14 protein-coding genes and 1 tRNA gene are annotated in these 13,557 nt (G+C 54.5%); 2 read left to right on the plus strand and 13 right to left on the minus strand.

Features of this window, described 5'->3' with window-relative positions; all coding sequences use genetic code 11:
• From ADICEAN_RS23370 to ADICEAN_RS16985, 3 genes are all read right to left on the minus strand, one after another.
• Nucleotides 1-380, minus strand: a 380-nt coding sequence (locus ADICEAN_RS23370) for a hypothetical protein (protein ID WP_236612944.1), incomplete at its 3' end; no start/stop codon positions are given.
• 263 nt (nt 381-643) lie between these two features.
• Nucleotides 644-1,240: a hypothetical protein gene (locus tag ADICEAN_RS16980; protein WP_009196878.1), complete on the minus strand. Its 597-nt coding sequence runs from the start codon at nt 1,238-1,240 to the stop codon at nt 644-646.
• A 55-nt stretch (nt 1,241-1,295) separates the two neighbouring features.
• Entirely contained in the window at nt 1,296-2,786 is a 1,491-nt protein-coding gene (locus ADICEAN_RS16985; protein ID WP_009196879.1) for a tyrosine-type recombinase/integrase, read from the minus strand.
• 85 nt (nt 2,787-2,871) lie between these two features.
• On the opposite strand from ADICEAN_RS16985, the gene ADICEAN_RS16990 reads away from it, so the two are divergent.
• Nucleotides 2,872-3,240, plus strand: coding sequence for a hypothetical protein (locus ADICEAN_RS16990; protein WP_152426493.1), 369 nt, complete (start codon nt 2,872-2,874; stop codon nt 3,238-3,240).
• A gap of 158 nt (nt 3,241-3,398) precedes the next feature.
• Here the strand turns inward: ADICEAN_RS16990 and ADICEAN_RS16995 are convergent.
• From ADICEAN_RS16995 to ADICEAN_RS17005, 3 genes are all read right to left on the minus strand, one after another.
• Nucleotides 3,399-3,471: transfer RNA gene (locus tag ADICEAN_RS16995), tRNA-Thr, on the minus strand.
• A 178-nt stretch (nt 3,472-3,649) separates the two neighbouring features.
• Entirely contained in the window at nt 3,650-5,878 is a 2,229-nt protein-coding gene (locus ADICEAN_RS17000) for a DUF349 domain-containing protein (protein ID WP_009196881.1), read from the minus strand.
• A gap of 37 nt (nt 5,879-5,915) precedes the next feature.
• Nucleotides 5,916-6,494 carry a YqgE/AlgH family protein gene (locus ADICEAN_RS17005; RefSeq protein WP_009196882.1) on the minus strand — a complete coding sequence of 193 codons (579 nt, stop codon included), beginning with the start codon at nt 6,492-6,494 and terminating at the stop codon, nt 5,916-5,918.
• 186 nt (nt 6,495-6,680) lie between these two features.
• On the opposite strand from ADICEAN_RS17005, the gene ADICEAN_RS17010 reads away from it, so the two are divergent.
• Nucleotides 6,681-7,325: a deoxynucleoside kinase gene (locus ADICEAN_RS17010; protein ID WP_009196883.1), complete on the plus strand. Its 645-nt coding sequence runs from the start codon at nt 6,681-6,683 to the stop codon at nt 7,323-7,325.
• A 45-nt stretch (nt 7,326-7,370) separates the two neighbouring features.
• Here the strand turns inward: ADICEAN_RS17010 and ADICEAN_RS17015 are convergent, their stop codons facing one another.
• The 7 genes from ADICEAN_RS17015 to ADICEAN_RS22170 form a co-directional block, all read right to left on the minus strand.
• Complete coding sequence (locus ADICEAN_RS17015) at nt 7,371-7,826, minus strand: DUF2452 domain-containing protein (protein ID WP_009196884.1); 456 nt, start codon at nt 7,824-7,826, stop codon at nt 7,371-7,373.
• Between the two features lie 21 nt (nt 7,827-7,847).
• Nucleotides 7,848-7,988, minus strand: a complete 141-nt coding sequence (locus tag ADICEAN_RS22755) for a hypothetical protein (protein ID WP_009196885.1) — start codon at nt 7,986-7,988, stop codon at nt 7,848-7,850.
• Nucleotides 7,989-8,208: 220 nt separating this feature from the next.
• Nucleotides 8,209-8,490 carry a hypothetical protein gene (locus ADICEAN_RS17020; RefSeq protein ID WP_009196886.1) on the minus strand — a complete coding sequence of 94 codons (282 nt, stop codon included), beginning with the start codon at nt 8,488-8,490 and terminating at the stop codon, nt 8,209-8,211.
• Complete coding sequence (locus tag ADICEAN_RS17025) at nt 8,472-9,719, minus strand: M20 family metallopeptidase (RefSeq protein ID WP_152426492.1); 1,248 nt, start codon at nt 9,717-9,719, stop codon at nt 8,472-8,474. The genes ADICEAN_RS17020 and ADICEAN_RS17025 overlap by 19 nt, the downstream gene beginning before the upstream one ends.
• 43 nt (nt 9,720-9,762) lie before the next feature.
• Entirely contained in the window at nt 9,763-11,505 is a 1,743-nt protein-coding gene (locus ADICEAN_RS17030) for a hypothetical protein (protein WP_009196888.1), read from the minus strand.
• Nucleotides 11,505-12,656 (minus strand): hypothetical protein, encoded by a 1,152-nt coding sequence (locus ADICEAN_RS17035; protein ID WP_009196889.1) that lies wholly within the window; start codon nt 12,654-12,656, stop codon nt 11,505-11,507. Before ADICEAN_RS17035 ends, ADICEAN_RS17030 begins: the two co-directional genes overlap by 1 nt.
• Nucleotides 12,647-13,557: hypothetical protein (locus ADICEAN_RS22170; RefSeq protein ID WP_040397828.1), on the minus strand; the 911-nt coding region annotated here is incomplete at its 5' end. The genes ADICEAN_RS22170 and ADICEAN_RS17035, both read right to left, overlap by 10 nt.

Raw genomic sequence — 13,557 nt, forward strand, 5'->3', positions numbered from 1 at the left:
TGTAGTTTTTTATAATTTTCAGCAGTCCTATTATATCTGAGATAAAGGTCTTCCTTTGGAGCGACATATAAGAAGTCTAATTCATCCTCACGAATGAGTAATTTGAATATTGTAATTAATTCCAAGGTACTATTAGGTCCATAATCATAAATATCTATAACTATAGTGTCTCCATTTAAGGTATAACTTCCTTCCACATCATATCCCGTATGATTAGAGTACATGACTGTTGTAGGAGATATAAAATTCAAGGAATCTGTATGGCGTTCGGAAACATGATAAGCCCACTTTGTTCCTACAATGGGATTAGTACTTTTTCCACATTGAACACAAAAGCATAGTGGTGAAATGAGGATAATTAACAGTATGATTTTCTTCATATAATTTTATGCCATGCTTTCATTATGTTTACAGTCTACCTTGGAATTAAATTAGTCCCTTCTGTTTCTATCCTGGCAACTGTCGACATTATCCTCTTAAGTTATTTGAATGCTATGAATTTATGAATTACACCCAACGTCCGTTGAATAAAGCAGGCGACCTTCACCAGCCTTTGCTGTGCCCACGCAAAGGTAGACAATAGCATTGTCAATGGCTGAAAGAGCTGGGGGAGCTTGCTTTATTCTGTTGTTACTTGCTGTTTTTAATTTATTATATATTCCTGCCAGTGTCTTTTAATGAACTTGAGCCGCTTTTCTTCAACTGTTTTAGGATCATACATTTTTACTATTTCCTGCAAAGCATCATAATCCTGCGTCAGTTCTCCTTTTTCAATAAGAGCAATCATCTGCTCACAATCCATAAGAGCATAGGCATGTTTTAATCTTTTATTTGTCTCTTCAAGTTGCGTCCGTTCTTCATCACTGAAGAAGGTGAAATGCTTATCTATATCGCCAACACCTAATATACTTTCAAATCCATATGTATGGTAGACAACCTGGAGATAGTTTGAAAGTCCGTCAATTGCAGCTTCTGTTTGTTGTCCCAGTACGGTTTTGATGTTGGGGTCACTCCTGCGTACCAGTTCTAACATTTTATAATACAGCCGCTCTGTTAGGTCAAAGCCATTTTCAGCTGCATCAATTTCTCCTTTTGTGATTGGAGGAAGTGAATTACCAAGTTCTACTTGTGAGAAGTCCCTGATCCATGAATATTCACTATCAAGCAGCTTAGACAGAGATTTAAGCCTATCCTCTGCTTTGTACTTCTTTTTGATATCTTTTCTGCTCTGCTTATCCATGGCGATAAGGTACGATTCAATTGCAAGTAACTACTAGCTAATGACAAGTGACTTGTCATTTTTTGTCATATGTTTGCTGTGGTATACCGGATGGTAACATATGATAATTGCCTGTTAATTCCAAACGATCCAGGGGGCTTTGGATGTTCTGAATGGCTTGTTGACTTACATGCGTATAAATCTCGGTGGTCTTGCTGCTGTTGTGTCCCAGCAAACTCTGAATGTAGCGCAGGTCGGTCCCTCCTTCCAGCAAATGGGTAGCGAAACTGTGCCTGAGACAATGTAAGGTATATGGTTTTGCGATCCTGGCTTTTTGCAACGCCTGCTTAAACACACTTCGAAGACTGGAACTGGTATACTGATCTCCCCATTGCCCTTCAAATACCCACACTGAAGGACGATACTGTGCCAGATATGCCTGCAGCTGCTGGCAAAATACGGCAGAGAGGAGCGTCATCCGGTCTTTTTTCCCCTTAGCTTTTCGAATGCGTATCTGCTTTCGCTCCCAGTCAATATCCGTAAGCTTGAGCCCGATGAGCTCTCCAGCCCGCAAGCCCCCTGAATACAGCAGGGATAGCATGCATCTGTGTTTTAAATTATCGCAGCTGGACAGCACTTTAGTCACCTCCTGCAGGCTCATGACCTTGGGAAGCTGTCTTTCTCCCTTTACCCGTACCAGCTCCACTCCCTCCAGCAGCTTATCCAATACATGCTGCATGTAAAACTTAATGGCATTAACCGATTGGTTGACGGATCCGGCAGCAGTGTTCCCCTGGGCCATCCAGCGACTATGGTAGAGATTCACCTCAGCAGCCCCGAGTGTCTGCAATTCCTCCTGGCTACAAATCCCATTTGATTTAATAAACCTTCCTACCAGACTATAGTAGGTACCTATGGTATTGGGGCTATAGCCTTTCCCGTATAAAACATTTAGAAAAGGCTCAGGATCAATAGAGCCCCAATCGGAATCATGCCCGACAATCAATTGCTTCTGGCTGGCAAAATCCAGCGGATAAAGCCTGGCATCCAGGCGAAGGCGGGCCATTGGCTGAAGTAACCGAATGAGTGCCGCTAACTGCACATCTTCTTTTTGAACATACCAACATTTTCCTTTCGCATAATAATGGGTAAAAGATTGTTTTTTTAGCAGTTCTATGAGCGGGGAATGGTAGCGGAACCGTATGAGCAAAATAGTCTTTCCCTCCAGCATAGCAGGTACCAGCTGAACCAACGGCAAACTTGCCGCCGGGGGCATCCCCTTTTTAATGGGTTCTGCCTTTGCCTGCAGAGCATGGCGCATCAATGCCGTTGTATTTAGGCGAGCCCTGCCTATGATACGTTCTTTAAGTTTCTCAAGGGGTTCCTTTTTATAATGGGTTACCAGACTTTTAAACGTCTTGCTGTAGCGAAGAATGTCCTGCTGCTGGTATAAGAAGTGGTATAACTCCCTGTTCTGCTCTAAGCTAAGTCTGACAAGCGTTTTTCCACCCCATGCAAAGGGATGCAGGTAAATAACTGGTAGTGAAATAGATGCTGCCTGTTCCATACCCCTAATGTACGCACTGCCATATAACAAAAGAGAGACATATGCGGTTATGATTCGTATACTATGCACATAAAAGGCGTTAATGATGAAAAAATGTCCGGTTTGCCAAACTGAAGTGGTAGGAAGAAGCGATAAAATCTACTGCTCGCCCGCCTGCAAGTCCAGTCAGCAGTACGAACAGCGGCTGGAGCAGGAAGCATTTTACTTTGAGGTTGACCGGCAGCTGAAGAAAAACCGTCGCATTCTGCGCAAGTATAACCAGGTGGGCATGACCACCCTGCGCCAGGAGGTGCTGCTGGCTGAAGGCTTCAATCCCCGCTTCTTTACCCATTACTGGAAAAACGGCAAGGGGCAGGTATACTTTTTCTGTTATGAGTTTGGGTTCCTGGCGCTGCAGGAACAGGGGAAGGAGAAATTTGTGCTGGTCACCTGGCAGCCTTATATGCAGCACTAAGGTGGATAGATCTACAGGGGCAGGCAGGCAGCCAGATCAAGATACTTTCTTCTCCATTCGCCTGCAGCAGCTCCTGGTATGGATCTGAGCAACAGCCCCTAAATCTTATATTGACCCAAAACAAAAAACCTCACCAGACAATCTGATGAGGTTTTGGGAGCCCCCAGTCGGGATCGAACCAACGACCTACTGATTACAAGTCAGTTGCTCTACCAGCTGAGCTATGGAGGCTTCTTTTGCTCTTAGTCAGTTACAAGCCGCCGCGGCCCGGTCAGTTGCTCTATCGGAGCGCCGAACCGCAGCTGAGCTATGGAGGCTTCAAGCTCTCGCTAAAACGCCGGGCGTTTTGGTGAAAGTGATGCAAATGTAGGGGAAAGAAGCGTTGCTGTCAATACCCCTGCCCTAAATTTTAGCTTTCGTTCTCGATCACAATCCGCAGCTGTTCCCGCAAACGATCCAGTTCCTGCTGAGCCTCACTGATTTTGCTCAGGAACTCATCCTTTAATTTATCCGCATTTTTTGAGGAAGCGAAAAACTCCAGGTTGTTCTGCCAGAGCGAAATATCATTCTCGATCTTGCTCATCTGCCGCCGGATGTTGTTCTCCTTCTGGCGCAGCTTGCGGTCCGAATCCGGGGTGCTCTTGATGCGGCTCAGCTGCGATTGCAAACGCAGTTTTTCCCGGTCTTCGGGTGAGAGGTCTTTCAGGTTCTGGATGAATTTTTCGGTAGCCGCCGCATAGGCCTCCCGCACCTTGCCAATGGCATTGCGCGGCACAAAACCATAGCTTTCATAGGCTTCTTCCAGGGTCAGGAACTGCTCAATATCCTGCGAGCCGGTAGCGGCCATCTGCTCAATCTGGCCAATGACTTCCATTTTGTGGCGCAGGTTCTCTTCCTGCTCGGCATTGGCCGACTTGCCCTGCGAGCGCTTCCGTTCAAAAAAAGCATCCGCAGCGGCTTTAAACCGCTTGTATACATCATCGCGCTGGCGCTCGGGCACAGGGCCTATTTCCTTCCAGTTGCGCTGCAGCTCCTTGAAGCGCTCAGCCGTTTCACCCCAGTTCTCATTGTCCTTCAGGCTTTCGGCCTCCTGTACCAGGGCCTCCTTCTGCTGCAGGTTTTCTTCGCGCTTGCGCTCCAACTCTTTAAAGAATCGGTTCTTATTATTAAAGAAGCCTTTAAAGGCCGCCCAGAAGTACTTGTTTACTTCCTTGGCTACCTGCCGGGGCAGGCCGCCAATGGCTTCCCACTCCTTTTGCAGGGCCAGCAGCTGCTTGGTCTTCTCGTTCCACTCGGTAATGCGGTCGGAGTCAAACTCCAGAAATTCCTGGATCTTGTCGCCCAGCTCCCGTTTTTTCAGCAGGTTGGCCTCCAGCTCCTCGTTGAGTTGCTTGAGGTGGTCCCGGCGCTTGTCGTAGATCTTGTCAGAGATATCCTTAAAGCGCTGCCAGAGGGGTTCCTGCTCTTCGCGGGGCACGGGGCCTATATGACGAAACTCCTCATGCAGCTCCCGCAATTCGCGGGTGGCCTGCTTCTGATTTTCCATGCCCAGCAGGCGCTCGGCCCGCTCCACAATCTCCTGCTTGGCTTCCAGGTTTTTGCGGCGGTCCAACTCCTTGAGCTCATAAAGGATACTGCGGTTGTTGTAGAAGCGGTCCAGCAGGGCATTGTAGTTGGCCCAGAGGTTGCTGTTGTACTGTGGCGGCACGGGGCCTATCTTCTTCCACTCTTCCTGGATCTTCTTCAGATCCTTGAGGCTGGTGTTGTGCTCTTCAGAATCCACAAACTCCCGCAGCTGGGCCAGCACCTCATTCTTGCGCTTTAGGTTTTCTTCCCGCTGGCGGTTCTGATCGGAAAAGTGGCGGTGCTTCTGGTCCCGGATCTTGCGGAACACCTCATCGAAACGACGGTCCAGCTCATCGCCATGGTAGTCGAAGTCATTTTCTTCTCCCCCCTCCTGCTTAAAGCGGTCCAGCGCATTCTGGCGCTCCTGCTGCTGAATTTCATCGATAAAGTGCTTGATGTCATGCACCAGCCGATCGGCCCGGCGGATGTCGGTCAGGCTCAGCAACTCCTCGGCATGTTCTACCAGCTGGCCCTTGGGCATATCATGAAAATCGGGGGTAGCCGGATGGTCATGGTCATGATCATCCTCTTCTTCCTCCTCATGCTCATGCGCATCGGCAGTGGACGCCTGATCCGGAGCCTGTTCTTCGGCAGCCGGGGCGTCGGGTGCATCGCCAATGATTTGCGGGTGCACAATCTCGGCGGTAGGCGCCAGGGTTTGGGGATCGTCCAGATCCTGTATATCGTCTGAGGCGAGGGTATGGTCTACGGAAGGGGGTACAGGTGCATCGGCCGCCGTGGGCCTGGGAGCTGCTGCCGCCACCTGGGCCTCCTGCGGATCTTCGGCCATATCGGTAGTGCCGGCAGGGGGTGATTCCACTGTATCCGGATCAAAGCCTTTTCCTTCCGCTTCGTTGCGCAGGCTGGGATCTTCAGGATCGCCACTGCTCGCTTCCGGCACTGAGGTAGAGGGTTGCTCTTCTGGGGTGGGCGTCTGGTTGGCAGCTGCCTCGGTTTCCTGGCGTTCGCCGGTTTGGTGTTCCGGCGCGTGTTTGTCCTTGTCGCTAGTCATATACAAAAATGTCAAGTAGCTTAAAAAAAGCTTCTGGTTAATTTAAACGTGGGTCGGTGGGGTAATTCGAGATCACCCGGTACTTGCCGCCCATTTTCTCCAATACCCGCTTCCAGAGCACATCCGGATCTGTATCGAATATATCTTCTGCTGTAGTTCCCTTATAAACGATCCAGGTGTTCTGCTGAAGTTCTTCTTCCAGCTGCCCTTCTTCCCAGCCCGAGTACCCAATAAAAAACTTAAAATTGGTAAAATCAACTCCACCGCTGCGAATATGTGCCAGCAGCTGTTCAAAATTACCGCCCCAGTTCAATCCCTCCATGATGGGCTCCCCCCCTTCGATAATATCCACCCGGCGGTGCACAAAATGAAGGGTATCCTGCTGCACGGGTCCGCCTACATACAGGTGGGCATCAAAAGGGTCGGCATCTTCCAGCACATCAGATCCCTTTATGAGGCTGGGCTTGTTGAGCACAAACCCAAAAGAGCCTGCCTCGCCATGCTCACACATTAGCACTACCGTGCGCGAAAAATTTGGGTCCGGCAAAAAAGGCTCGCTGATCAGCAAATCTCCCCGCTCTACTTTTACTTCTTTACTGTTATAGCTGAAATCCATTATCAATATAAAAATATTACCAGGTCAAATCAAAAAATGAGCGAGCCTGCGCTTTCACTATTCTGATATAAAAATACTGGAAAAAGCGATACTCTTTCCCTGATCCTGCATTTTTTTGGCATAATTGCCTGGCAGGGAAATCAGAAGTATTTTCTGCTTACTTTTGTTGCCCAAGCAAGCAGGCGCATGTACGTAGCAGTATCAGGAAACATCGGAAGTGGTAAAACCACCCTCACCTCAAAACTGGCCAAACATTACGGCTGGACGGCCGAATTTGAAGCGGTAGACAACAATCCCTACCTGGCGGATTTCTATACCGACATGCAGCGCTGGGCCTTTCATCTCCAGATCTATTTTCTGAACAGCCGCTTTAAGCAGATCACCGATATAGCCCGCCGCAACCACACCACCATACAGGACCGCACCATCTATGAAGATGCCTACATCTTTGCGGCCAACCTCTATAAAAGCCATCTGCTCTCGGAGCGCGATTACCAGAACTACCTCAACCTGTTCCACTCCATGGTGTCGCATGCCAAGGCGCCTGATCTGCTCATCTACCTGCGGGCCGATATTCCCAAACTGGTGAGCCAGATCCAGAAACGGGGCCGGGCCTATGAGGATGCCATCCGCCTGGATTACCTCAAAAACCTGAATGCCCATTATGAGGACTGGATTGGCCATTACCGCCTGGGCCGCCTGCTGGTAATTGATGTGAACAACATGGATTTTGTGGCAAATGTTGAAGATTTTGCCTCCATCGTCGAAAAAATAGATGTGGAACTGAACGGGCTGTTCAGCACTGCCCCCGCTCAAAAAGGCCTTTTTTGATCCGCAGGCCGGACGGACAGGGCAGGCTGCAGCAGCCCCCTACGGCTAGCCCTCTTCCACAAGCTCCCAGGTATGGTCTGCCAGTAAGGTAACGCTTGCCAGATGCTCGCCCGGCCTTTTGCTGCGGCCCCACTCCTGCGGACCAATCATGGAAAGCAGGTGCTCGCCACCGGGACGCTGGTAGAGATGGTACCGGTGGCCGATAAGGGGCTCGAAGTTCATGTCGGCTTCATAGATCGTTTCGCTGATCTCGGCCCGTTTCTGGATCTCTTTGGCCTGATCGGCCAGCAACTGGGCCTGGCGGTACAGCTGCTGCAGCTGCCGGTTGGTTTGCTCCCGCATGGCCGCCAGCGCCCGTCCCTTGATCTTTCCTTTATCTTCAGGCCGTATCAGTGCACCCCCTACCATATGCGGAAACGCAATCAGGCCGGGGGTTTCCGTTGTTTTTTCCCGCTCTTTTTCGAGGTCAAGGCGGTTCAGGTCTATTTTAGTTGGCTTCATGCTGCGTGGGGGCTATGCGGCTTAGTTGGTAACCCGTTGTTCTTCCTGTGGCTGGGCCGGACGCCTGAATTCGCTGCGGCGGCTAAAATCCCACACAATCCAGGCCAGCAGCAGCAAAAACAGCAGGCTGATGATCAGAAAGAATTTCTTATTTCGTTTCATGTTGCTAAAATAACGTGAGGTATGGATGTAGCTCCATCGTTATGGCTTTACTAACGTACGAAATCCCCCTTGGAGAAGGGGGATTCGTTTCGAAAAGTTACTTTCCAATTTTATCACCCATGATTCATGTCAAAATAAAGAACGGGGCCGAATGTGGCGCTATCGCTTCACCTTTTTAGCGGGCTGATGTACCCATCTCCCTTTACTTCTACTGCTGTCTTTAATCTTCAACCAGAATACTCTTCAGGTACTCGGCATTGAGCAGGCGGCGGTGCTTGCGGGCGCCCTCCTCTACCAGGCGATGCAGCATGCTGGTATAAATGCGAATGCCCTGCTCCAGCGCCGCCACCGGCAGGCACTCATCCCGGCTATGGACGGTTTTGATCAGTTCCTCATTGATCAAGAAGGGCATCATGCCGTAGGTGGGCACATCGTGGTGCCGAAAGTAGGTGTTATCCGTAGTGGCCGGAAACAGGATGGGGATCACCGTAGCGGCCGGCATGTCTTCCTGAATGGCTTCGGCCAGGGCATCGTAAAATCATTGGTGGGCGAAGGCCGGGCCTGCGGGGTCTGGTTGACCACCGATATGGAAATACGGGGCTGATCCAGCAGGCGCTCCAGTTTGCGGATAAAGGCTTTGGGAGCCGTATTGGGCTGCAGGCGGCAATCCAGGTAGGCGGTGGCCGTAGAGGAGATCTGGTTGTGGGGGCCGGGGGAGTTCTCCAGTTTGGTAACTGTAACGGTATTGGTGGTAAGGGCCTGCAGCATGGGGTCTCGCTGTATGGTGCCCTTGATAAAGGGGCGAAAGATGGCCCAGTTCAGGTGGCTGATCACAAAGCCGCGGATGCCCCCTTCGGCCCGGCCCATGCGCCTGAACATACGCTTGTTTACCCGGTTGAACTCAAAATCGAGTTTGCGGCCTTCCAGCCGGCTCAGCGCATGGATCATCAGTTTGTTGGCATACTCGGGCGCAGGGGCAGCACCATGCCCGTAGCTGTTCAGCTGTAGATCAAGCTTAAGCCAGAGCACCGTTTTTTCGGCAACGGAGATGCCAAATACGGGCTTATCAGGCTTGCGGCTGAGCACACCGGTGAGGCCTGCACCCCCCTCGCCAAATACTACCAGGGGTTTGAGGTCGGTCAGGGCCTTGTCAATCACCAGGCGGGAGCCCAGCAGCCCTCCTACCTCCTCGTTTGATACGCAGAGCAGGCCCACATTGTACACCAGCTCGGTGGTGTCCAGGGATTCCTTCAGGTTCAGCAGGGCCATCAGCTGCATAACCCCCATGCCTTTGTTGTCAAGGGCGCCCCTGCCCCAGATGGTATCCAGCGCTACACGCCCCGAAAAGGGCGGATGCCGCCAGCCTTCCGTTTCCGCTGCCGGCACCACATCCATATGGTGCTGCAGCCAGATCACCGGCTTGTCGACCTCCAGCGGATAGAGGGTAGCGGCAAAATTCATGCTCCCCTCTTCGCTGGGCAGCTGGGTGATGTGCAGGCCCTGCGCCTTGCAGTAATCGGCCAGAAACTGACCAACCCGGTCTTCCTCCCCACTCAGCGAGGGGTATTGCAGGTAATCTGAAAGAAGGGAGATGGCCTCCGCCTTGCGAACTGCCGCGGACGTAGGGGGTAATTCGGGAGAGAACAGTACAGCATCCTGCGCCAGGGCAGAAACAACCGACAGAAGCTGAAAAAGGGCCAAAGCGGCCAGAAAACGCATTAGTTGAGTCATGGTACTTATCTTCTTCCGTATTGCAGGCAGGAGGAGGCCTCCCTTACCCCCTTAGCTTACGCTCCAGCCACAGCCCTCCCATACTGATAAGGAAGAGAACGTAAAACCAGCCGGCCGGGATGGGTTCCTGCCGGAAACGTGTAGGAGCTGCCTGTTGCTGCGCGCTAGCCGCCTGCCGGCTGGCCTGTTGCCAGGCCCAGCGCTGCACACTGCCGGGGGCCTCAGCAACGGCTACCATAAGGGTGTCGCCAGTGCTCTGCGCCTGGTACCAGCCGGCCTCAGACGGCCAGGCCCGTATCTCCCACAGCCCCTTGCGGCCGGGCACCTGCCAGCGCAGGCTGGGAAGGGGCTGCTGCCCGGCTGCCAGCAACTCAAAGGTAGGCAGGCTGTCGCTGCTATACAAACGCAACTGCAGGGCCTGGCGTTCACTGCCCTCCGCTTTCTGCCAAAGATGGGGAGCCTGAGGCGCCGGGGGCAGCACTGCCGAGAGCAGCCCGTGCCAGTAGGCCTGGTAGCCTTCGCTACGGCCCTGCAGCTGCAGGCGGTGGCTATAGGGGCTGCTGCTAACGGCCAGCATGCCCCTGCCCTCCCTGCGCAAAAGGGCAATGGGGCCCGACCGGATCCCCTGTAGCAGCTTCTCCCAGCTGTGGGTACCCCCTTCAAAGCGGTAATGGGTAATTGGCAGGCGCTGCCCAGCCCCTAACAGGCTGTCGGTGCCGGGCTCCTGGGCCAGCTGCAGGCGATGCGCCTGCCAGCGCAGGCTGCGGCTGTCGGCATCGGGGTACAGGATAAGGCCCAGCCCCTGACGGGCCACCGCCTGGTAGATCTCCTGCTGCTGGGAGCGCCCCAGGCCAGACCAGTAGCCATATGAAAGGATAAGCACATCATAGCCGGCCAGCCCGGCCTGGTTTAGGCGCAGGGGCTGGCGCGGCAGGTTTATCCATTCCTCTACCTGCTTGCCCGGGGCCAGCTGGGCGGCATAGTAAATGGCATAGCCCTGCTGGCGCAAATAGTCTTTCAGCTGGCGGCTTTCCGGCTCGGGATAGGCCGTTAGCAGGGCCAGCTGCAGCCTGCCGGCCGCTGCTACCTGCAGCGGCAGGTGGTAGCTGGCCAGCGTATCGCCCCGCTGCCCCAGCCAGTGCAGCTGCATCAGCTGCCTGCCCGCTAGGCGAATGGGGGCCTGCAGGGCAAAGATGTCCGTTTTACCCGCCCGTACAGAATCAAGCACTACTGCCCCCTGGGAGAGCAGCAGCCGATCTTCTCCTGAAGCCGGCCGCCAGCGGCCCTCCACCAGCAGGCTGTCATGGGGGGTAAGGCGCTCCCGGTAGCGCAGCCTCAGGACGCCTTCAGGCAGGGCCGCCGGCAGGTAGGTAAAGGAATAGGGCTTCAGGTACTGCAGATCCGCGGGAGATAGCCCCTCTCCCACCAGAAATAAGGAACTGCCGGCTGGCACATGCTGCGGCAGGTAGCTGATACCCTCCAGCCGGGGATGATCCGGGTGGGGCTGCAGGCTCCAGACCCTGGCGGCCGGATAGGCCTGCAGCAGACTGTCCAGCAGGGCCGGCGCGGATCCGTTCAGCAGAATGGTAGTATCGCCCCCCGCCCGGCTATGGGTAGGGCGCAGCCAGACCAGAAATAGGGCGACGATGGCTCCCAGCAGCAGCAGGCTGCGCAGCAGGGCCCTGCCCCGGGTAACTCGTTTCCATTCGGCCCGGGCAAGCAGTAGCCAGAGCAGCAGGGATGCTGCGGCAAGCAGCCAGACAATAAGGGGTGTATTGGCTGCCATTATTTCTGCCCCCCCTGCGATTGGTATAAAAAGGAAGCCCCCGGCTCGGGTAGCCGCTGGCGGGCCGGCAGCTGCTGCCGGGGTAGCAGCTCAAAGAGCCCCCTTTGTACCCGATACAGTTCTGCAGCCGGCACCCGCTCCGACTCCTGCAGCACCGTAAGTGCGTTTAGCAGGTAGACGTATCGCATATAGGGACCACCCTCCAGCAGCAGGCGCGCTAGTTCGCGGGAGCTCAGGCGCAGCAGATCCCGGCTTGCCCCATCCAGGGGCTGGCCCGGCTGCCAATAACTGAGGCGGGCAAGTAGCTGTTTGCTCGCCTGCAGGCTGTCGGTATAGGCCTGCTCCTGCTGGCGGCTCCCGGGCAGTATCTTAGCCTGCTCACCCTTAAGGCGATGCTCGGCCGGGATAAGGGTAGGAAGTTCCAGCCCCACCCGCTCTACATAGATGCGGCTGCTCTGCTGCACCTCCTTGATCATGCGCAGGGCTCTGTACTCATACGGTAATGCCTGCCGGGGCTGCGAGAGGCGCAGGTATTTTTCGGCCTCCCACATTTCGGACAGGGCCGCTTTTAGTTTTACCTTGATGCTTTCTTCATAAAAGGTGGCGCCTTCTTCGGTATCATGGGCATGGCCAAACATATGCAGCAGGCCTGCGGCGGGTTCGGCACCGGCAGGGATCTCATGCTCCTCCATATGGATATCATGGCGTTCATGCTCCTCCCCCTCCTCATGTTCATGTCCTGCATGATCTTCCTCTTCCTCTTCATCGTTATGCGGGGCACTGTAGCCGCCGGCGGTGCTTTCAAACTCTTCGCCCAGAAATTTGCCATAGCGCAGGCGCAGTAGCTTCTGGTCTACGGCCAGGTCCTGATTGGCTTTTTCCCAGCGGGCTACGGGTGTGGAGGCCTGGGTCCTGATAAGCTTTTCGGTATCGATGATGATCTGCCGCTGGCTCCGGAAATACTCCGGCTCCCGGTCCAGCGCCAGGCCGCTGCTAAGGCCACTAACGGCCTGGGCGGTATCTTTCCACTGGTAGAACCAGGTGTTGCTGCGGCGGTGCTGCCCCCGGGGCGGCTTGGTATCAAAGCCTTCCAGGCGGTAGTAGAGCTCATCACCCGGCTGCATGCCCAGGCTGCGCGGGCTTATTTCCATGCTTTTTTAAAGCCCTTTACAGCTGTGGTAGAGTTGAGCCAGATCTTTTCGTCCCGGAAGCTCACCCCCTCACCCCGGCCCCGGCTGATGGTGAGGCTCAGGTACACATCCTGCAGTCCGTAATCGTCGCTGGCCTCTACGGAGACGGCAAAGGGGGTTCCGGGCTGCTCCAGCAGGTACTGGTCCGGACTAAGGATGCGCAGGCGGGGGGCCTCATCGGGCAGCAGGCTTATCTTCAGGTAGGGGCTAAAGGCTGTATCGGTAGTGGTGGCATAGCCTATGCGGTAAAATAGCGGTGCGCCAGCCTCCAGTTGGGCAGTCCAGTCGCCGCCCTTGTTCTGGCGAAAGCGCAGGGTGTCGTTTTTCTGATTGGTGAGGTACACCTGCCGTACGGCCTTGTTAAAGACCAGCTGCCAGGTAATGCGGCTGCCCTCGGGCGCCTCCAGATCGGCCAGGGGCAGCATGCGGGCCGCCAGACCGGTATACCCAGGGGGCGCCAGGCGCAGCCGGGCCTCCTGTAGCTCGGGCAGCAGGCGCTCAACCTCTGCCAGCTGGGCCCGGGCAGCATCTGAGGCCGGGAGGGCAAAGGCAAGATCCTCTTCCTGCAGGTCGGCGCCGGGGGGGTGCCACACCCTCTGCAGCAGTAACCCCAGCAGCAGCACCGCAGCCAGTGCCAGCAGGGGTGGCTGCAGGCGAACAGGAGGCTTCTGTCTGGGCACCAGTGCCTCCAGCTGCTGCTGCACCCGCTGCTGCTGCAGGCTGGCGGGCAGCGACAGCGCATCGGCTGGCTGCAGTACCAGGCTGCTGCTGTGCTGCAGCTGGGGGTGCTGCCAATCCAGCCAGCTGGCCACAGTGGCGGGCGTTATCTGCCCGGGGGAGCGCCACCAGCGCAGCAGCAGAA

The organism is Cesiribacter andamanensis AMV16 (assembly GCF_000348925.1).
Classification (GTDB): domain Bacteria; phylum Bacteroidota; class Bacteroidia; order Cytophagales; family Cyclobacteriaceae; genus Cesiribacter; species Cesiribacter andamanensis.

Bases quoted from the DNA above. Each gene is read 5' to 3' on its own strand.
- ADICEAN_RS17015 (WP_009196884.1), bottom strand. From the start codon at position 7,826: ATGAAGCCAACTAAAATAGACCTGAACCGCCTTGACCTCGAAAAAGAG.
- ADICEAN_RS17025 (WP_152426492.1), bottom strand. From the start codon at position 9,719: ATGACTCAACTAATGCGTTTTCTGGCCGCTTTGGCCCTTTTTCAGCTT.
- ADICEAN_RS17010 (WP_009196883.1), top strand. From the start codon at position 6,681: ATGTACGTAGCAGTATCAGGAAACATCGGAAGTGGTAAAACCACCCTC.
- ADICEAN_RS17020 (WP_009196886.1), bottom strand. From the start codon at position 8,490: ATGCCGGCCGCTACGGTGATCCCCATCCTGTTTCCGGCCACTACGGAT.
- ADICEAN_RS16985 (WP_009196879.1), bottom strand. From the start codon at position 2,786: ATGGAACAGGCAGCATCTATTTCACTACCAGTTATTTACCTGCATCCC.
- ADICEAN_RS16990 (WP_152426493.1), top strand. From the start codon at position 2,872: ATGAAAAAATGTCCGGTTTGCCAAACTGAAGTGGTAGGAAGAAGCGAT.
- ADICEAN_RS17030 (WP_009196888.1), bottom strand. From the start codon at position 11,505: ATGGCAGCCAATACACCCCTTATTGTCTGGCTGCTTGCCGCAGCATCC.
- ADICEAN_RS17005 (WP_009196882.1), bottom strand. From the start codon at position 6,494: ATGGATTTCAGCTATAACAGTAAAGAAGTAAAAGTAGAGCGGGGAGAT.
- ADICEAN_RS22755 (WP_009196885.1), bottom strand. From the start codon at position 7,988: ATGAAACGAAATAAGAAATTCTTTCTGATCATCAGCCTGCTGTTTTTG.
- ADICEAN_RS16980 (WP_009196878.1), bottom strand. From the start codon at position 1,240: ATGGATAAGCAGAGCAGAAAAGATATCAAAAAGAAGTACAAAGCAGAG.
- ADICEAN_RS17000 (WP_009196881.1), bottom strand. From the start codon at position 5,878: ATGACTAGCGACAAGGACAAACACGCGCCGGAACACCAAACCGGCGAA.
- ADICEAN_RS17035 (WP_009196889.1), bottom strand. From the start codon at position 12,656: ATGGAAATAAGCCCGCGCAGCCTGGGCATGCAGCCGGGTGATGAGCTC.